This is a genomic window from Bradyrhizobium sp. AZCC 1721 (genome assembly GCF_036924715.1).
In the GTDB taxonomy this organism is placed as follows: Bacteria; Pseudomonadota; Alphaproteobacteria; order Rhizobiales; family Xanthobacteraceae; genus Bradyrhizobium.
On record NZ_JAZHSB010000001.1, the window covers coordinates 6595983 to 6614545 of the forward strand.

The 18563-nt window shown below is 62.9% G+C and carries 22 protein-coding genes and 1 pseudogene; 9 read left to right on the forward strand and 14 right to left on the reverse strand.

What is annotated here, in order from left to right; all coding sequences use genetic code 11:
• The 5 genes from V1273_RS31495 to V1273_RS31515 form a co-directional block, all read right to left on the reverse strand.
• Nucleotides 1-801, reverse strand: a complete 801-nt coding sequence (locus tag V1273_RS31495; protein ID WP_334365256.1) for a crotonase/enoyl-CoA hydratase family protein — start codon at nt 799-801, stop codon at nt 1-3.
• 110 nt (nt 802-911) lie between these two features.
• On the reverse strand, nt 912-1373 hold the full coding sequence (locus V1273_RS31500; protein WP_334411871.1) for a DUF3237 domain-containing protein: 462 nt from the start codon (nt 1371-1373) through the stop codon (nt 912-914).
• Between the two features lie 16 nt (nt 1374-1389).
• Nucleotides 1390-2706, reverse strand: coding sequence for a TRAP transporter large permease (locus tag V1273_RS31505; protein WP_334380045.1), 1317 nt, complete (start codon nt 2704-2706; stop codon nt 1390-1392).
• 6 nt (nt 2707-2712) lie between these two features.
• The gene (locus V1273_RS31510; protein ID WP_334380044.1) at nt 2713-3222 is read right to left on the reverse strand and encodes a TRAP transporter small permease; all 510 of its coding nucleotides are present in this window, start codon (nt 3220-3222) and stop codon (nt 2713-2715) included.
• 78 nt (nt 3223-3300) lie between these two features.
• A complete protein-coding gene (locus V1273_RS31515) occupies nt 3301-4317 on the reverse strand; it encodes a TRAP transporter substrate-binding protein (protein WP_334365261.1) in 1017 nt (338 codons plus the stop codon).
• 279 nt (nt 4318-4596) lie between these two features.
• Between V1273_RS31515 and pobA the strand changes: the two genes are divergently transcribed.
• Both pobA and V1273_RS31525 read left to right on the forward strand, forming a co-directional pair.
• Entirely contained in the window at nt 4597-5766 is a 1170-nt protein-coding gene (gene pobA, locus V1273_RS31520; RefSeq protein WP_334411872.1) for a 4-hydroxybenzoate 3-monooxygenase, read from the forward strand.
• 230 nt (nt 5767-5996) lie between these two features.
• Entirely contained in the window at nt 5997-6422 is a 426-nt protein-coding gene (locus V1273_RS31525) for a PaaI family thioesterase (RefSeq protein WP_334411873.1), read from the forward strand.
• A 22-nt stretch (nt 6423-6444) separates the two neighbouring features.
• Here V1273_RS31525 and V1273_RS31530 read toward each other — a convergent pair whose 3' ends face one another.
• Entirely contained in the window at nt 6445-7338 is an 894-nt protein-coding gene (locus V1273_RS31530) for a LysR family transcriptional regulator (RefSeq protein ID WP_334365265.1), read from the reverse strand.
• 117 nt (nt 7339-7455) lie between these two features.
• Here V1273_RS31530 and V1273_RS31535 point away from each other — a divergent pair, with 117 nt between their 5' ends.
• Entirely contained in the window at nt 7456-8088 is a 633-nt protein-coding gene (locus tag V1273_RS31535; RefSeq protein ID WP_334411874.1) for a pyridoxamine 5'-phosphate oxidase family protein, read from the forward strand.
• Here the strand turns inward: V1273_RS31535 and V1273_RS31540 are convergent, their stop codons facing one another.
• Both V1273_RS31540 and V1273_RS31545 read right to left on the reverse strand, forming a co-directional pair.
• The gene (locus tag V1273_RS31540) at nt 8089-8817 is read right to left on the reverse strand and encodes a glutathione S-transferase family protein (RefSeq protein ID WP_334365267.1); all 729 of its coding nucleotides are present in this window, start codon (nt 8815-8817) and stop codon (nt 8089-8091) included.
• Nucleotides 8818-8878: 61 nt separating this feature from the next.
• Nucleotides 8879-9124 carry a hypothetical protein gene (locus V1273_RS31545; RefSeq protein WP_334365268.1) on the reverse strand — a complete coding sequence of 82 codons (246 nt, stop codon included), beginning with the start codon at nt 9122-9124 and terminating at the stop codon, nt 8879-8881.
• A 102-nt stretch (nt 9125-9226) separates the two neighbouring features.
• Between V1273_RS31545 and V1273_RS31550 the strand changes: the two genes are divergently transcribed.
• On the forward strand, nt 9227-9925 hold the full coding sequence (locus V1273_RS31550; protein WP_028351726.1) for a helix-turn-helix transcriptional regulator: 699 nt from the start codon (nt 9227-9229) through the stop codon (nt 9923-9925).
• A 46-nt stretch (nt 9926-9971) separates the two neighbouring features.
• Entirely contained in the window at nt 9972-10361 is a 390-nt protein-coding gene (locus tag V1273_RS31555) for a YkgJ family cysteine cluster protein (protein ID WP_334411875.1), read from the forward strand.
• A 51-nt stretch (nt 10362-10412) separates the two neighbouring features.
• On the opposite strand, the gene V1273_RS31560 is transcribed toward V1273_RS31555, so the two are convergent.
• Complete coding sequence (locus V1273_RS31560; RefSeq protein WP_065747542.1) at nt 10413-10817, reverse strand: hypothetical protein; 405 nt, start codon at nt 10815-10817, stop codon at nt 10413-10415.
• Between the two features lie 182 nt (nt 10818-10999).
• Nucleotides 11000-11353, reverse strand: a complete 354-nt coding sequence (locus V1273_RS31565) for a DUF3307 domain-containing protein (RefSeq protein ID WP_334412297.1) — start codon at nt 11351-11353, stop codon at nt 11000-11002.
• Nucleotides 11354-11773: 420 nt separating this feature from the next.
• On the opposite strand from V1273_RS31565, the gene V1273_RS31570 reads away from it, so the two are divergent.
• Entirely contained in the window at nt 11774-13183 is a 1410-nt protein-coding gene (locus V1273_RS31570) for a TAXI family TRAP transporter solute-binding subunit (RefSeq protein WP_334411876.1), read from the forward strand.
• A 74-nt stretch (nt 13184-13257) separates the two neighbouring features.
• Here V1273_RS31570 and V1273_RS31575 read toward each other — a convergent pair whose 3' ends face one another.
• Nucleotides 13258-14121, reverse strand: a complete 864-nt coding sequence (locus tag V1273_RS31575; RefSeq protein WP_334411877.1) for a DUF6537 domain-containing protein — start codon at nt 14119-14121, stop codon at nt 13258-13260.
• Nucleotides 14122-14138: 17 nt separating this feature from the next.
• Nucleotides 14139-14804 (reverse strand): Crp/Fnr family transcriptional regulator, encoded by a 666-nt coding sequence (locus tag V1273_RS31580; protein WP_334365272.1) that lies wholly within the window; start codon nt 14802-14804, stop codon nt 14139-14141.
• 263 nt (nt 14805-15067) lie between these two features.
• Between V1273_RS31580 and V1273_RS31585 the strand changes: the two genes are divergently transcribed.
• Nucleotides 15068-15853 carry an enoyl-CoA hydratase/isomerase family protein gene (locus V1273_RS31585; protein WP_334411878.1) on the forward strand — a complete coding sequence of 262 codons (786 nt, stop codon included), beginning with the start codon at nt 15068-15070 and terminating at the stop codon, nt 15851-15853.
• A gap of 9 nt (nt 15854-15862) precedes the next feature.
• Here V1273_RS31585 and V1273_RS31590 read toward each other — a convergent pair whose 3' ends face one another.
• Both V1273_RS31590 and V1273_RS31595 read right to left on the reverse strand, forming a co-directional pair.
• Nucleotides 15863-16297, reverse strand: coding sequence for a DUF6157 family protein (locus V1273_RS31590; RefSeq protein ID WP_334411879.1), 435 nt, complete (start codon nt 16295-16297; stop codon nt 15863-15865).
• 26 nt (nt 16298-16323) lie between these two features.
• Nucleotides 16324-16967: pseudogene (locus tag V1273_RS31595) on the reverse strand (glutathione S-transferase family protein).
• Between the two features lie 87 nt (nt 16968-17054).
• On the opposite strand from V1273_RS31595, the gene V1273_RS31600 reads away from it, so the two are divergent.
• Nucleotides 17055-18083: a helix-turn-helix transcriptional regulator gene (locus tag V1273_RS31600; RefSeq protein ID WP_334411880.1), complete on the forward strand. Its 1029-nt coding sequence runs from the start codon at nt 17055-17057 to the stop codon at nt 18081-18083.
• Between the two features lie 97 nt (nt 18084-18180).
• Nucleotides 18181-18435, forward strand: coding sequence for a hypothetical protein (locus V1273_RS31605; RefSeq protein WP_442894123.1), 255 nt, complete (start codon nt 18181-18183; stop codon nt 18433-18435).
• Nucleotides 18436-18563 lie beyond the last annotated feature (128 nt).

Here is an 18563-nt window from a genome sequence, read left to right on the forward strand (position 1 = left end):
TCAGGTCGGCTTCACCTTTGCGGTCTTGTGGTCGAGAAACGCACGAATGCGGCGCTTGGCCTCTTTGTCGCTTTGCGCCACGGTTGCCATCAGGGATTCCATCAGCAGACCAGTTTGCGGGTTGGCCTCCGCGATCATCGGCAGCGCCTGCAGCACCGCAAAATTGGTCAGCGGCGCGTTCGCCGCCACGCGTTCCGCCAGTTCCAGCGCCTTCGGCAGTGCGCCGCCGGCCTCGGTGAGGTATTGCGAGAAGCCGTAGGCCGAGCCTTCGGTCGCCGAATAGACCCGCCCCGTGAGCATCATGTCGATCATCCGCGCCACCCCGATCAGCCGCGGCAGCCGCACCGATCCGCCGCCGCCGACGAAGATGCCGCGCTGGCCTTCGGGCAGCGCGAAATAGGCCGATGGTTCGGCGACGCGGATATGCGCGGCGCAGGCCAGCTCCAGCCCGCCGCCGATCACCGCGCCCCTCAGCGCCGCGATTACGGGGACCCGGCTATACTGGATGCGATCGAACACCCGGTGCCACATCTGCGAATGGCGCAGGCCCTCAGTGGCGTCGTGCTCGGTCAGTTCGGACAGGTCAAGGCCGGAAGAAAAATGGTCGCCGACGCCATGGATGACCACCGCGCCTGTGCCATCGGGGAGATTGGAGAAGCAATCCTGGATCGCGAGGATGATGCCGTCGTTCAGTGCATTGCGCTTGGCCGGACGGTTGAGGCCCACGGTCAGCACCGCGCCCTTCTGCTCGATCTTGAGCAGGTCGGATTGACCCGCGGTGGCGGTGGAAGCGTTTCCCATGGGGTTATATTGTTTCCTCTCGAGAATAGTTATGTTTTATAACGATTTTGGCGCGAGTCAATATGGCGTTTGCTTACCCTCCCCTGGAGGGGGAGGGTAAGCAACCCCGCTCACAGCACCTGATGCACGTCGATGACGACGCGGTCGGCGTGGCGGGCGGCGGAGGCGATGAAGAGGTTTTGCATCAGCCAGCGATATTTCTCTGCACCCGTCTCGAATTTCGGCACGGTGCGGAAATAGATCAGCTTTGGATCGACCGGCTCGCCGCGCTTGAGCTTCTGCAGGAGTTCGACCGGACCGAAGCGCAGGCCCTTGTTCTCGACATAGACCACCGCACCGTCGTCGGTCTCGAAGGCGTATTTGGCTTCCAGCTCGATCAATTCGTTCGGGCGGATGATCTGGAAGTCCGCCCCGAAGGGAAGAACCTTGCCGTTGATCCTCTCCCCCTTCACCTCGCCGCCGATGATCGGAATGATCCGGCGCACGCCGGTGCCGATCTCGCCGACCGAAGTCACCTCGCCGATCCGGGCCGTGATGGTGAAGACGTATCTGGTCTCAAGCTGCGGGCTCATCGGCGCCACCCATGCTCTATCCGGCCATGCGCTGCGGCAGCCACAGTGCCAGTAGTGGAAATGCGATCAGGATCACCAGCCGGATCAAGTCCGTCACCACGAAAGGCATCACGCCACGGAAGATCGTGGAGAACGACACGTCCTTGACGACGCTCTTGATGACAAAGACATTCATGCCGATCGGCGGAGAGATGAGGCCAAGTTCTACCGTCATCACGATGATGACGCCGAACCAGATCGGATCAAAACCGAGGTGCACGATCACTGGAAAGATGATCGGCACCGTCAGGATGATCATGGCCATGGCATCCATCAGGCAGCCCAGCACCAAATACATCACCATGATCAGCGCCAGGATGCCGTAGGGACCGAGCCCGAGGCCGGTGAGCAGTTCCGTCACCTTCTGCGGAGTCTGCGTCACCGTCAGGAAATAACCGAAGATCAGCGCGCCAATGAGCACCGTGAACACCGCGGCTGCGGTGCGGGTCGCCTGCAGTAACGAGCCCAGGATCTTTTGCTTGTCCAGCCTTCCCGTCACTATGCCAATCAGGAACGCACCGGTGGCGCCGACGCCGCCTGCCTCCGTCGGCGTAAAGCGCGGCAGAAATGGCAGGCCGTACAGCCCACCGATCACGAAGATGAACAGCAGCACCGGCGCCCAGATGTTCTTCAGGCCGGCCAAGCGATCGCGCCATTTGGTTCGCGGACCCGCCGGCAGAAAGTCCGGCCGGAACCAGCCGATCAGCGAAATCGTAAGCATGTACATGGCAATGGCGAGCAGGCCGGGGATGATGCCGGCGATGAACAGCTTGCCGATATCCTGTTCGGTAATGATGCCGTAGACGGCGAGCACCGTCGATGGCGGTAACATGGCGCCCAACGTGCCGCCGGCCGCGATCACGCCGGTGGCAAAGGATTGCGGATAGCCATAGCGCCGCATTTCCGGATAGGCGACGGCCGAGAACGTCGCGGCAGTCGCCACCGACGAGCCGCAGATCGCGGCAAAACCGCCGCAGGCCCCGACGGTAGCAATGCCAAGCCCGCCGCGCAGATGGCCGACAAAGCCGTTGGCGGCGCGGAACAGTTCGCGGCTCATGCCGGAATTGCTGACGAATGCTCCCATCAAGAGGAACATCGGAATCACGCCGAAGGTGTAGTCGGTCACCGTGCGCATCGAGGTCTGGCCGACCATCTTGAGCGCCGGCGTGAAGCCGACCAGATAACCGAAGCCACAGACGCCGACGAGGCCCATCGCCATGCCGACCGGCACGCGCAGCAGCATCAGCACGAAGAGCGCGACAAATCCCAGAACCGCGACGGTATCGGTGTTCATCCCGTCCTACTCCACGGTCTTGATCTTGGCGTCATGGATGTCTTCCGGATGGAAGACCAGCCGCCAGGTGCGGATCGCAATCAGGAGCACAGCGGCGGCGTCGCCGGCCCACGCGATCGCGAAGAACGGCCAGGTTGGCATATGCACTTCATACGTCAGGACATTGTCGTTGTAGGTGCCGCGCACCTTGTCGAACAGGGTATAGGTCTGCGCGGTGACGACGAACAGCAGCACCAGCGTCGCGAACACGTCGATCATGCGCTGGTATTTCGGGCCGACATTGGCCCAGATCAGATCGACCGTGATGTGGCCGCCGCGATAGCTGGTCGCGGCGATGCCCCAGAAGATCAGGATGCCGAGCAGCATGCGCCCGATGTCGAACGAATCCGGGATCGCGTAGTTGAAGGTGTTGCGCAGCAGGACGCCGATGAAGATGTTGAGCGCAACGATGCCGACAAAGCCGGCCGCGATCCATTCGATCGTATCGATGAAACGATCCATCCACGCGCGATTCATGTCCGCTCCGAACGGCTGGCAATGGCGGGAGTAACGGCGGCAGGAGAATTCCTGCCGCCGGCAAGAGCGCTTGCGTTTCTACTGCGCGAGCGCGTTGTACTTGGTGAGCGAGGCCTTGAGTTCGGCCAGCGCCGCGTCCGGATCGCCGCCATTCTTCTTGACGCCCTCGCCCCAGGTCTTGACCAGCGGCTCGGCCGCCTTCTTCCATTGCGCGGTCTGCTCCGGCGTCAGCTTGTAGACCTCGTGACCGGTCATCGCCTTGATCTTTTCGACGCCGGCATCCTCGTACTTGCCCCAGGGTTCGCCGACGCGGCCGGCGGCTTCCGTGTTGCAATTGTTGTCGACCGCCTTCTTTTGTTTGTCGGACATCTGGTTGTACTTGTCCTTGTTCATCACGAAGGCAAAGGTCGTGACGTAGATCGGCGCTTCGATGTGATACTTCGTCACCTTGTCGATGCCGAACAGCACCACCGACCCCCATGGGAAGGTAACAGAGTCGGCGACGCCGCGTTCGATGATGTCGCGCACCTCAGGCGCCGAGGACTGCACGTTGGTGCCGCCGAGCTGGGTGACGAAATTCGCCATTGTGGCGTGGGCGGGCCGGATCTTCATGCCCTTGATGTCCTCGGGCGTGACGATTTTCTTCGTCCGGGAATGGAAGGTCGACGGCGAATGGATGAAGGCCAGGCAGAACTTGACGTCCTTCATCTCCTTCTCGGCATATTTGCGATACCAGGCGTCGAGCGCCATCGAGCCGCCCTTGGCGTCCGACATCAGGAAGGGCAATTCACCGGCGCCGATGAGTGGAAACCGCCCCGGCTGATAGCCCGGGTTGATGTAGGTGACATCGGCGATGCCGTCGCGCGCCATGTCGTAATGATCGAATGCCTTGCCGAGCTGCTGCGCCGGGAACACCTTGTATTTGATGGTGCCGCCGGATTCCTTCTCGACCGCCGCGCCCCATTCCTCCAGCGCCTTCTGCAGCGGATGCGACGCCGGCACCCAATGCGACAGTTTCAGTTCGAAGGTTTTTTCCTGCGCCAGCGCAGGTGTCACGCTGGCGGCCAGCAGCATCGCCAGAAATGCTTTCCTCATCGGCATCCTCTCCCTTGGCACGCGGGCTGTTCGATCGCCCGACCTCGTTAATTAACATGTTATCTAACCCGCCCGCCTTTTCAAGGCGAACGTTCAGCCGCGGCGTCTCCTCTTCTCCTGGTCGCCATGTGCACCGCCGCGAAGTACACTCATACTGCTTCGCGCCAATGTCCTTTGCCAAAACCGTTATATGATATAACTACCATTGCAAGATAACTACCATTGCAAGCCTGGGGGCAACCGCCGGCTTGAAACCTATAATACCGGGAGGAGCGGGTATTGAGGACAAAAGTCGCAATCATAGGTGCAGGTCCGGCAGGATTGTTGCTTGGGCAACTACTTCACGGCTACAGCATCGATAACGTCATTCTCGAGCGCCAGACAGGCGAATACGTGCTCGGCCGCATCCGCGCCGGCCTGCTCGAGGAAGGCACGGTGGCGCTGCTCGACGAGGTCGGCGCCGGCGAGCGCGCCCATCGCGAGGGGCTGGTCCACCACGGTCTGGAATTGGCGTTTGGCGGCGCGCGGCACCGCATCGACTTGCATGGCGCCACCGGCAAGACCGTCATGATCTACGGCCAGACCGAGGTGACGCTCGACCTGATGAACGCGCGCAAGGCGGCTGGCCTCACCACCATCTACCAGGCCGCCGACGTCAAACCGCTCGATTTCGAGACCGACCGCCCGCGCGTCAGCTACGTCAAGGATGGCGTCACCCACGAGATCGAATGCGACTTCATCGCCGGCTGCGACGGCTTTCATGGCGTCAGCCGCGCCAGCGTAAAGCCGTCCGCGATCCAGACCTTTGAACGGATCTATCCATTCGGCTGGCTCGGCATCCTCTCGGAGACGCCGCCGGTCAGCCCGGAGCTGATCTACTCGAACCATGCGCGCGGCTTTGCGCTCTGCACCATGCGCTCGACCCGGCGCAGCCGCTATTACGTGCAGTGTCCGCTCGAAGATCATATCGACCAGTGGCCGGACGAGCGCTTCTGGGACGAGCTGAAGCGCCGGATCGACCAGAAGGCGGCCGACGAACTCGTCACCGGCCCCTCGATTGAAAAGAGCATTGCACCGCTGCGCAGCTTCGTCGCCGAGCCGATGCGGTTCGGCCGGATGTTTTTGGCCGGCGACGCCTCCCACATCGTGCCGCCGACCGGCGCCAAGGGCCTGAACCTCGCCGCCAGCGATGTGCATTACCTCTCGCAGGCGTTGCGCGAATATTACGAGGAAAAATCCTCCGCCGGCATCGATGGCTATTCGGCGAAGGCCTTGTCGCGCATCTGGAAGGCCGTGCGCTTCTCCTGGTGGATGACCTCGATGCTGCACAAATTCCCCGACCAGGGCGAATTCGGCGCACGGATTCAGCTCGCCGAGCTGGATTACGTCGTCAACTCGAAGGCGGCGTCCGCGTCGCTGTCGGAGAATTATGTCGGGCTGCCGTTTTAGACGTTTGCGCGCAATATTTTCTCCGTCATTGCGAGGAGCGAAGCGACGAAGCAATCCATGCACCCGCGTATGCGGGACGATGGATTGCTTCGCTCCGCTCGCAATGACGAATGAAGAGCCCCGTGCATTTCAAACACCCGTCGTAATCCCGTTTAAAACTTTGTAGGTGGTGACTTCGATTGGCGCCTTGCGTTCAATGATTGAAAACATCGTCACACCGCGAGCCGCCAATGACCGCATCCGACATTCCCCAAGGCTTCGAGCCGCACACCCGCAAGAGCCCGCTTACCGATCCCTGGGAGCCGCTGTATTCGAAGAAGACCGACAAGGCCATCATCATCGGCCTGCGGCTGGCAAAACCGCACACCAACGGCCGGGGGCTGATTCACGGCGGACTGATTGCGGCGCTGGCCGATAATGCCATGGGCCATAGCTGCGCGCATGTGATGGGCGGGGTGTCGTCGCTGGTGACGATCGGGCTGGCGGTCGATTTCGTCGGCACCGCGGAGGTCGGGCAGTGGCTCGCGGTCGAGAGCGAGGTAGTCAAGACTGGCAGGACGATCTGTTTCGCGCAGAGCCTGATCAAGGCCGACGAGGTCGTGATCGCGCGGGCCAATGCGACGTTTCGCGTGGTGCCGAAGAAGGAGCCGGTGTAGCGCCGCGTCCGGGGCACGGTACCTACCCGAAATGCCAGTCGGCTATTTCAGTCACCAGATCGACGAAGGTACGCACCTTCGCCGACAATAGCCGCGAGGTCGGATAGACGATGTGGATCGGCATCGCGGGCTGTTCGAACGGCGTGAGCACGATTCTGAGGCGCCGCGCTTTCAGCGATTCGGCGGCCTGATAGGCCATCACCCGCGTCAGCCCGCCGTCCTGCTCGGCATACTGGATCGCGGCATCCGAGCTATTGGTGGCGAACCGCGGCGTGCTGGCGACACGTATTTCGCGGCCGTCCTCGACGAAACGCCAGTCGAGCGCCGCCGTCATGGCGCCGAACTGGATCGTGTCATGCGCGGAGATGTCCCGTGGCCGCTGCGGCTCGCCGCGCGCCCGGAGATAGCCGGGCGAAGCCACCACGATCCGCCGCATCTCGCCGACATGGCGCGCCACCAGCGTCGAGTCGGGCAGGTGGCCGATTCTAACAGCGAGATCGACGCCGTCCTCAACGAGGTTGATCATGCGGTCGGACAGACGGAGATCGACGGAGACCTCGGGATAGCGCTTCAGGTAGGCGGTCACGATTGCGCTGACATGCAGCCGGCCGAACCCGACCGGCGCCGAGATGACGAGCTGCCCCTCGGGGCGCGTGCGCTCGCCCGCGACGGCGCCCTCGGCCTCCTCGACGTCGGCAAGGATCCGCCGCGCCCGCTCCAGATAGCGTGAGCCGGCGTCGGTCAGCGTCACCTGCCGCGTCGTCCGCTGCAGCAGCCGTGCGCCGAGACGATCCTCCAGCGCCGCAATCAGCCGCGTCACGCCAGACGGAGACAGCCCGAGTTTGCGCGCCGCGGGGGCAAAGCCCCGCAGGTCGGCCACCGCAACAAAGGCCTGCATGGCATCGAGCCGGTCCATGCCTATTATTGCATATCCAGCAATAGTGAAGTGTCAATTCCAAAGATTGTTTAAGTTACGGGAACGTCCATCTTGAAGCCCAAGGACGGTCGTTTAGGCGCTCCGCGGGAGGCTCAGATGTCTGACGTTCACACCTATTCCAGCGATGTCGCCTTCACGCCGGCGGTGAAGGCGATCCAGACCCGCAAGGGCTCGCGCGAGGCCTATGCCAGCGTCGAGGCGCGCGGCGGCTGGCGCGTCGAGATCGACGAAAACCTCGCCAGCTTCCTGGCGGAAACCACGAGCTTCTATCTCGCGACCGCTTCGGCCGACGGCCAGCCTTACATCCAGCACCGCGGCGGGCCGAAGGGCTTTGTCAAAATTCTCGACAACAACACCATTGCGTTCGCCGATTACAGCGGCAACCGGCAGTACATCAGCCAAGGCAATCTATCGGAGAACCCGAAGGCACATATTTTCGTGATGGACTATGCGCATCGCCGGCGCGTGAAGATCTGGGGCGAGGCGCGCGTGGTGGAGGACGATCCGGCGCTCACGAAATCGCTGATGCCGCACGGCTACAAAGCGCGGCCTGAGCAGGTCATCCTGTTCAAGATTGCGGCGTGGGACACCAACTGCCCGCAGCACATCCCGCAGAAGTTCGACGCCGCCGACGTCGCACAGGCATTGGCCGTGCGCGACGCCCGCATTGCCGAACTTGAGAGCGAGCTGGCCGCTTTGCAGGGCCGGCCCGCAGCGGCAACGTCGTAATCAGGCGGCCTGCTGCACCGGCGCCCAGGCGAATTCCGGATAGTACAGCAGCATCATCCGGTCGACATAGGCCGTGAGATTGGCGAACTGCTCGGTCCGCTGCCGTAGTGCCGACTCGAAGAACGGCGTCAGGATTCCGGCGAGCGCGCCGAACGCGGTGGCGTCCATGCCGCAGGGTGTTTCGCCCATCAGGAACGGCTTGTCGCCGAGCTGGACCGACAAAGCAAACAACGAGCGCGCGGCAAGATCGATGTCTTCATCCGGCGCATGGCGGCCGAGGCCGCTGAGCAGGTAGTTCTCGGCGACGCGGAACTGGGCGTCCTCGCGCATCTTCTCGCGTAAGTGCGCCGGCGCGCTATCGAAGAAATGCGCAGGGCCCTTGGCAAAATTGTCGCCATCGACCCAGCGCGCGCCGACCAGCGCCCAATAGATATGATGCTCGATCATCCGCTCGAACGCCCAGGCCTGTGCCCGCGCCTGCAGGCTGAGCGGCGCATCGAAATCGAAACCATATTTGGCTTCCAGATGCGCGCGAATGAAGGTGGAATCGGCGATGGTCTCGGCCTCGTCGACGATGTACGGCAACTGCCCCTTGGGCGAAGCCGGCGGCTTGGCCTTCTCCTTGCGATAGGCAAGACCGGCCATCTTGAGCTGGACCTCGGTCTTGGTCACAAAGGGGCTGATCTCCGGCAGGCCGAAGCCGGCACCGAAGCCGAAAAGGGTAATCATGCTGGTCTCCCGATCTCAAAAACGCGCCCGAGGCTAGCGCCCCCCTGCTGCCACCATGGTGTCAGCAGCAGCAGTGCCGGCCGCCTTCCTCCTGCCGCGGCGAACGGGGCTTGCGCGCCCACGACGCAAGCTGCTCATGCGCCAGGGCGCACACGGCGACGAGCGACCGCCATGCCAGCTCAACCATCGCCCAGCGCAGGTCGGTGGTGACGCAGTGGATGGAAACGAGCTGTTCCAATGCAAATCGGTGGGTATTCACGAGGGGTCCGCGGCTTTGCCGGAAGCCGAATTCGCTGAAAATCGTCATGGACAAGTTCCCTTTAATTGAGGTGTTGTCCCGATATACAAAACCCCTGCTGCCAACATGCTGTCAGCATCGCGGGCCATCGATCAGGAAAAGAGACGAGCCATGAGACGGGCCGACCGGCTGTTTCAGATCATTCAGGTGCTCCGGCGCACCCGGAAGCCTTTGACCGCGGACGCGATCGCGGCGGAGCTGGAGACTTCGAAGCGAACCATCTACCGCGATATAACGACCCTGATCGAACAGCGCGTGCCGATCCGCGGCGAAGCCGGCGTCGGCTACATCCTGGAAAAAGGCTTCGACCTGCCGCCCTTGATGCTGACGCCAGATGAGATCGAGGCCTGCGTGCTCGGCGCGCAATGGGTGGTCGGCCACGCCGATCCCGCATTGGCGCGCGCAGCCCAGGACCTGATGGCGAAAGTCGCCGAGACGGTGCCGGAGCGCTTGCGGCCATTCGTGCTGGAGCCGGCAAGCCGCGCCCGGCGGGCATGGAACCGGGAGCCGGACCGCATCGACATGGTGCGGACACGGGCGCAGATCCACGACGGCAAGAAGATCACGCTGAACTATCGCGACGAGCATGGCCGCGACAGCCAGCGCACGATCTGGCCGATCGCGGTCGGCTATCACGAGGCGGTGCGGATACTGGCGGCGTGGTGCGAACTGCGGAAGGATTTTCGCAGCTTCCGCACCGACCGCGTCGTCGACGCGGTCTATCACGACGAAAAATATCCGGAACGACGCGATATCCTGCGGGCGAAATGGCGGCGCAGCCTGGTCTGGGAAGCGCCGAAAGATACCTGAGGCCGGTCGCTGGTCGCGGCCGTCATTCCGGGCTAAACGCTGAAACATGCAAGGAATCGCCGCCGACAACCAAAACCCCTGCCAAGCCTGCGGCGCCTGCTGCAGCTACTCGCAGAACTGGCCGCGTTTCACCACCGAGGACGATGCCGCGCTCGACCTGATCCCGGAACAATTCGTCAACGAACGGTTGTCGGGAATGCGCTGCGAGGGCGATCGCTGTTCGGCGCTGTCAGGCAAGGTCGGCGAGACGACGTCGTGCCTGGTCTACGCGGTGCGGCCCGAGGTGTGCCGCACCTGCATGCCCGGTGACGTGGAATGCGCGATGGCGCGAAAGCGGCACGGATTGCCGGTGTTGGACGTCGTTCCTGCGAACGCAGGGACCCACAACCACAGGGTTGCGTTGTTGAAGAAGGCCGTCGACCCGCGTGCCCAATAACCACGGCCGCGGCGTATGGGTCCCCGCGTTCGCGGGGACGACTGATAGAGCCTACGCCGTCACCGCTTCGGCAAAATCTTCGTCGTCGATCTCATCCTCGATCGGCTTGAAGGTCGAGAGCGGTTTGGTCGAAAGGGTGATCGGCTTGCGGCCGCCGTGCGATGACGATGAGGCGGAACGCGCGGCGGGTTCGCGCGACAACGCGTAGAGCGTGGAGCCGACCCGGCCGCCGAAATGGATCAGCTCGCGTTCGGTGCAGCTCGCGGCGATGGCGATGGCCAACGCGTGGAGGTGGCTGCGGCGGTAGCAGAACAGTGCCAGCATGGCGCGGACGTCGGATGAAACGCTTTCCACCAGCAACGACAGCCCGTGCGGATTGGCACGGTACATCTCGCCGAGCAGCTCGTCCCGGACCGGACAGAAATCGTTCTCGAAGGCGTCGCGGCTTGAAAACATTGCGGGTTCTCCCTATCCGGAAGATGCCGCGTAATTCTCTAATGAAGGGTTAACCACCTGCACCAGTAGTGTTCCGGGGCGCTTGCCAGTGAAGCCTGAACCGGAATCAGAACGTGATTCGTGCCAGCGTGGGTGCGCCTTCCGAATTCGGAGAAGATTGGACTGATGCCCGCCAGGCGGGGTCAGTTCGCCGCCATGAAAATCGCCAGGCCGAAACCGGTGAGATGATGCAGCGCCTGATCGACGCCGATCAGCGTCCAGAACCACGGATGCTCGTTCTCGAGGGTGACGCCGAACCGGGAGGCGATGATCCCCTTGAGGCGGTCGACGGTGATGTGGATGAAGAAATCGATAAGCGCGACGAACCAGAATCGCGGCGCGACGATCAGGATCAACGCCAGCGATACCGCGAGGTGCACGAGGCAATGCGCAAGCAGCGGCATCGCCCAGCCGGTCTTTTGATCCTTGCCGATCGCCATCCAGGAAGTTTGCAGCATGAAATCGGCAATGACGTGCTTCACCGTGAGAAGCAGCATCCATCCGATCAGCGCACCTACCGGGATCGAGGACGACATCGAAGGAAACAACAAAGCTGACGCCCTTTGGCTGGGACTGACGAGATGGCGAAAAACCGGGGCCTAGGCTGTCAGCGCAATGTTCTTGTCAAACCCGGACTATTCGAACGTTGCATTATTTATGACATCTCCCGCGGCGGAATGCACCTGTGGGTAGTCTGAAAATCGCACGGTGTGGCGGAACTGCGATACTGCGGCAACCTCCCGCAGCGTGGCCCGGGGTAAGGTTACCGGCTGGCGCGGTTTGCAATCCCATGGGAGGGGGCTATCATCGGCCGGCGGGCAAAATTATCATCCTTTTGTATATATTTACGAATTCATTCGGACGGCCCGCGGCGCCAGCTCGGCCGGCGACACGTCCCTGATCCCCGGGTACGAGCCATGAGTGCTGAAGCCGCAACGCCGCATCCGAAAATGCCGCGTCGCCGCATACGGGCCGTCAAGAGCAACCGGACCCAGATCCTGCTGTTTTCCATCCTGACGCTAGTTCTGACCGCCGCCGTGGTGTGGGGTGGCCGGACGCTGCTGCGCAATTCCGAGACGCTGGTATTTGCCGTCGGTGATACCAGCGGCCCGGAGGCGCGCTTCGCCGCCCGGCTGGCGACGGTGCTGAAGAACAACTCCTCGCGGCTGCAGCTCAAGATCGTGCCCAACGGCGACAATGCCAGGGCGTTGTCGCAGTTTGATCGCAAGGAAGCCCACCTTGCGATCTTGCGCACCGACGCCAGGATTCCGCCCCGCGCCCGCGCGCTGGCGATCCTCGAACACGACCTGCTTCTCTTGATCAGCCCGAACGGCAAGAAAATCAAATCCATAGCGGAGCTGAAGAAAAAGAAAATTGCCGTCATAGCCGACAACGAGAGCGGGGCTGCGCTGGTGCGCAATATTCTCGAGCTCTCCGACACCCCGGATGCGGCGGCGCGGGTCCAGATGGCTCCGCCGGGCGCGACCTTCGACCAATTGTTCGCCGCGGGCTTCGGCGCCGTGATCAAGATCGCGCACGCCTCGCAGATCGTAAAGGACAAGAGCTACGCGCAATATGCCAGACGCGGCAGTTTTACACTGAACGCGATCGAATCGGCAAAAGCGATCGCGAGGAAGTACCCGGCGATCTCGGAGGAGACGGTGGCGACCGGAATGCTGTCCGCCTCCCCCGCCGTCCCTGCGGAAGACGTCGAGACGATCGGGCTCGAATGGCTGCTGGTCGCCCAATCCAAGCTCTCGACCACCACCGTGGGCGATCTTGCGCGGATCATCTACGAGAACAAGGCCGAGCTTGCGCTACCCGACGGCTTTGCCTCAAAGATCGAGCCCGCAGAGACCGACAAGGACGCCTTCGTCGTGGCGCATCCGGGCGCTGCCGAATACATCAACGACGACACCAAGTCCTTTGTCGAGCGCTACAGCGATTTGATGTATGTGGCGCTATTGGCGCTCAGCATCATCGGCTCGATCTTTGCCGCCATCTACGCCAAGATCACCCGGATCGCGCCGGAGAAGGCCAGCCAGCTCGCGACCGCGATTCTCGATATCGGCGAACGCGTCGAATACGCCAACTCTCTCGACGCGCTCGACGAACTGCAGGACGAGCTGGAAGCGATCCTGCGCGGCGTGGTGATCGGCTTGCGCGACGGCACCATCAGTAGCGACGGGCTGGATACCTTCAAGCTCGGCTATGAATTCGTGCGCGACGAAATCGGCCTGCGCCGCGAACATCTCAAGCGGCATGCCGCGCAGGATCTTCTGCAGGACGACAAGGTCGTGGTCGTGAAGACGGCGCAGAGCGCGTAAGCGAAGCATGCCCACCATCAGGACCTCGCGCATGGATAGATGGTGGGCACGTCGCTCACGCTCCTTTGCCCACCCTACACGTTAACGGACACCCGTGCCCTTATCTCGGCGATCTTGCGCTTGAGCGCGGCCTGCCGCGGGTCGGGCGAGACGGCGGCGCGCGCTTCGGCTATCGCGCCGGCGAGATCTGACAAGGCCAGCACGCCATCGAAGGTCGGCTTGGCAAGCCCGTCGATGATCGCGTTCCAGTCCGCCATGCCCTGCTGATAGACGTCGCCATAGCCCTCGATCATGGTCGCGGTCTGGATGATCGTGGGCGCGGCTTGGGGTTGTTTGGTCAGGCTGCGGTCGATCATGTGCAGCCAGCGTTCGACCCAGACCCGCTCCTTGGCATAACGCACCGAAAGCAGCCGCCATCGCCGCAGCCCGGCCTCGATCTTGAGGCGGCGAATGCCGAAGCGGCTTTTCGTACTGAAGCGGATGGAGACACGCTTGTGCGACCATCCGGCCCATTCCAGCGCATCCAGGACGTATTCGGCAATGACGGCGGGAAGCACGCCGATCAGCTCTTCAAGCCGGAATTTCCTGATATCCACGGACCCGGCCGACGCGCCGGGCGGGCCATTGAGTTCGGCGAGCTTGAGCTGCGCGATCCGGATCGGGTCCTGATAGCTCATGCGCACCGCCATCAGCCGCGCCATTTCGCCGAGCATCACGTCGTCGACGCCTCGTTTGCCGATGAACCGCCGCAGCCGGTCGACATAGAGCCGGGCGTAGCTCGGGCCCTGATAGTCGGTGAGGAGATGGATGGCCTCGCTCGCCACCGCCATCACCGGCTCCGGCAGTCCATCGGGCAGGAATGGCGGCTCGTCGTCATCCTCGCCGATGAAATCGGCTAGGAGATAACGTAAAGACGACAGGAACCCGCGGTCTGACACTCTCCGTGCTCCGGCCTCTACGCAGGCTTCGGCTCGGCGGTGGACGCCAAATGCTGAGCCAGCCGCTTTTCCGCCGCGTCCAGGTTCTGGAACAGGCGAGCGCTGGCAAGGCGAAGGAAGTAGAAGCCGAACGCGGGGTTCTGCACGTAAAGTTCCTCGACCTTGGTGTAGCTGACGCTCAGGATGAGGCCGCTCTCGATACATTCCAGCGTCTGGGTTCGCGTGTTCGAAGGCGACAGCATGCCGAGTTCGCCGACGATGGCGCCGACCGGCAGCACGATGCCTGATTCAACCAGCTTGAATTTGCCGCTGACGATATAGAGCATGTCCTCGGCCTTCTCGTCCTTGTAGAACAGGATCTCGCCGGCCGTGCAGTTGCGTTCGGTCATGAACGGCTTCAGCCATTCCATCGACAGGTCGCTGTTGACTGATTTCTTCACGTCGCGCACCAACTGCAGCATCTGATGCAGGCGGTAGGAGTTGACCAGCAGCATGGCGAGCTGCACCACCATGACCAGGTAGTTGCGGGCCGGGATCGCCGTCAGGATCAGGATGACGTTGGCGAGAATACCGAAGACCCGCAACGGGATCATGGTCTTCATCGTGGTGGTGGCGACCACGAAAATTGTTGCGAACAGCGCGCCCGCCGTTCCTGCGTGTTGTGCCAGATGAGACGTATCCATTGGAAGCCAACCAAATTCTTCAGGGCGTGAATTTTTCGCGATTCTGCCGCGGCGCCCACTATCGTAATGCCCGCAGGGCCCTTTTGGTATACGAGGAAAAGGCGACGTTTTGTCGGGATTCTCACTATTCCCGGGTAAAATTCACGTCCATATAGCGGCCCGAACCCGACCGCCTGGCGCAGCGGGCGCGAGGGCATCGTTGACGGCCTTCCCGGCGGCAGGCACGGTTCGTTCGCAATGACGGCTGAACAATGGAGCGAATAATGTCCGATACAGCCGAGGCGGCAAGCGCGCCCATCCTCGAGATCAGCGGCCCGCGAGCCACCATCCGCCTCAACCGGCCGAAACATCTGAACCGGCTGCAGAGCGAGGACCTCGGCGAACTCATGAAACTGTTCGACCGGATCGAGGCCGATCCCGCGATCCGCGTGCTGGTGCTGACCGGCACCGGCCGCGCGTTCAGTGCGGGCTATGATCTCAATTCGGTCGCGGACCGAGCGACCAGCGAGAAGGAACAGCCGAGCGCGGGATCGGCATTCGAAGCAGTGGTCGACCGGCTGGAGGACCTCGGCGTGCCAACGATCTGCCGGCTCAATGGCGGCGTCTATGGCGGCTCGACCGACCTGGCGCTGGCCTGCGATTTCCGTGTCGGGGTCGATACGGCCGAAATGTTCATGCCGGCGGCGCGGCTCGGCCTGCACTACTACAAGAGCGGAATTAAGCGCTACGTCTCGCGGCTCGGCGTCGACAATGCAAAGATGCTGTTTCTCACCGCGCAGAAAATTGCCGCGCCGGAAATGCTGCGGATCGGTTACCTCACTGCCATGGTGCCGGTGGAGATGCTGGACGAGGAAGTGGATGGTCTCGCCGCTATCCTGGCCGGCAACGCGCCGCTGGCGATGCGCGGCATGAAGCGCGCCATCAACGAATTCGCCCGCGGCAAGCTTGACGAAGCGGCCGCCGACCTGCGCCATCGCGAAAGCATGCGCAGCGCCGAGATCAAGGAAGGCATCGAGGCGTTCGCGGAAAAGCGGCCGCCGAAGTTCTGAGCGAAAAGTTCAGGCACGCCTGGTACGCATCGCCCGGACCTGCTGGATAGCAGGATCGCGCGCAAGCGCCTGGTAGCGCTTGCTGTCAACCGCATGGATCGCGACGCGCCCCTCGGCATCGGCGTGCACGCCCCAGCCGAAGCGCTTGCCGAGGCCTGACGCTCTCAGGCATGCCTGCCCTTTTGAGAAGAATTCCTCGCGGGCAAGGCTTAGCTCCTGCTTCGTCGCCTTGGCACCGAGCTGCCGGCCGCGGGCGGAGGTCGCGAATATCACGTCGTCGGACGTGTATTTGTAGGGCGCTTCCGCAATCATCTTGTACTGCAGGCCGGCAACCGTCGGATTGCCCGCGCGGGCCGGCGGTTCCTCGCCGCTACGCGCGGGACAATCCTCCGCGACCTGGATGAAGGTGTTGAAGCAGTTGGTGGTGTGAACTGTCTTTGTCATCCAGCGATCAAACCTCGTCGCGCCACTCACCCGCAAGCCGCGGCGTGCTGCGCCGCCATGGCATCATCGGCGGCGCTGATCCGCTGGAAGGCGGGCCCGGCGACGTAATGCGCTCGGCATAGGCCTTGAACACGTCCTTTTCGGGCACGAGGCCGAACATCATCGTCCAACTGAACGCGACGCCCCAGAGAATATCGGCAGCCGTCATGCGGTCCCCGAGCAGATAAGGCCCCCTGGAAAGCTGCGTCTCCAGGACGCCCAGCATGGAGTCGTAGTCGGAATAGGGCGATTGCGTTGGCGGTGCCGGTTCGTGCTTCATGAACTTGTCGATCAGAGCTGGCTCGAAGGACGAACCATAATAGGCGATCCAGCGCAGATACGGGCCACGCCTGGGATCGTCGAGCGCGGGCGTCAGCCCGGCTTCCGGAAACAGGTCGGCGAGATAGATGTAGATGGCGACCTGTTCGGTCACCAGCGCCTCGCCATGGCGGATCAACGGCACCTTGCCCAGCGGATTGATGGCGAGATAGGCCGGCTGCCGCTGCTCGCCCGCCTTCATGTTCAGGACATGAAGATCGTAAGGCGCCCCCAATTCCTCCAGCAGCACCCGCGTGCCGGTCGCGCGGGTCTGCGGCGAGTAATAAAGGGTGATGCGATCCTTGCTGGCCATTGGCAGTCTCCTTTTCGCCCCCACGGGCATCCCCTCTATGCCCGACCATACCTGACATCTTGTGTCAGGTATGGTTTAAGAGAAGCCATGCGCGCAAGCCGGTTGCTTTCCATCCTCACCACCTTGCAGGCGCGGGGACAGGTCACCGCGCCCGAACTCGCTGATACCTGCGAGGTTTCGGTGCGCACCATCTATCGCGACATCGATGCACTCGCCGCCGCCGGCATCCCCATCTATGCCGAGCGCGGCGCGGAAGGCGGCTATCGCCTGCTTGACGGCTATCGCGTGCGGCTGAATGGCCTGTCGCAACCGGAGGCCGAGGCGCTGTTCATGACGGGACTGCCAGGGCCCGCAGCCGCGCTCGGCCTCGACGCCGCAATGATGGCGGCGCAGACCAAGCTGATGGCGGCGCTGCCGGCCAATCTGCGCCCGAATGCCGGCCGGATGCAGGAGCGCTTTCATCTCGATGCCCCAGGCTGGTTCGGCGAGGGCGAGCAGCCCAAACATCTGCGTGCGATTGCCAGCGCGCTGCTGCGCGAGTGCCTGATCGAAATCCGCTACCAAAGCTGGAGGGCCGAGAAGCGCCGCCGCGTCGCGCCGCTCGGGCTCGTGCTGAAGGGCGGAAGCTGGTATCTGGCCGGACACATCGACGGCAGCGTGCGCACCTATCGCGTCGCGCGTGTTCTGGATTGCAACGTTTTGGATGAGCGTTTCGTCCGGCCCACCAATTTCGATCTCGCTGCCTATTGGCAAACCGCAACGCTTCGGCTCGAAGCCGAGATGCATCCGGACTCCGCCACCGTCCGGCTATCGCCGTTTGGCGTAAAACTGCTCGACGCCTTGAGCCAGCCCTATGTGAGGACGCGCACCCGTATCGAGGAGACTGCCGATGCGGCCGGCTGGCGGATTGCCGTCGTGCCGATCGGGAAAACGGTGTGGCATGCCGCCGCCGAACTGCTGCGCCTCGGCGCGGAGGCCGAGGTGCTGGCACCAGCCGAACTGCGCGACAAGATGGCCGAGCTCACACAAGCCATGGCCGCCCGTTATCAGACGGTGCGGAGCGCACATCCTGATCGAAAGGATGTCCGAAAATCTCGTCCCACGAAACACTCCTGAAACACGATTCTCCCCTTCGCACGTGAACGCAAGCCGCGCCTGATCCGACTGATGCGCAGGGACGCAACAACGGCCTCGTGCCAAGCAACTGGAGAGAATGAGTATGTTTCGCAAGGTTACCCTCGGACTGATTGCCGCCGCCTCGCTGACCATTGCCGCTGCAGCGCCCGCTTCCGCCGGCGGCTTCTACCACGGCCATCACTGGGGCCATGGCTACGGCTGGGGTCCTGCCATCGGCGTCGGCTTCGGCGGCGTCTATGTCGACACCGGTTTCAACGGCTGCCTGCAGCAGCGCTGGGTCGAAACCCGCCGCGGCATGCGCCTGCGCACCGTGAACGTCTGCGCCTACTGATCAAACCAGCGCTTGTAAGAAAGATCCCGGCCGCGCCAGCGACCGGGATTTTTCCGCTTGCCTGACACGTTGACCCCTGCCCGCTGCAGCCATATTGTGGCGGCTGCGGTGCAAGCCGCGCCCGGGCC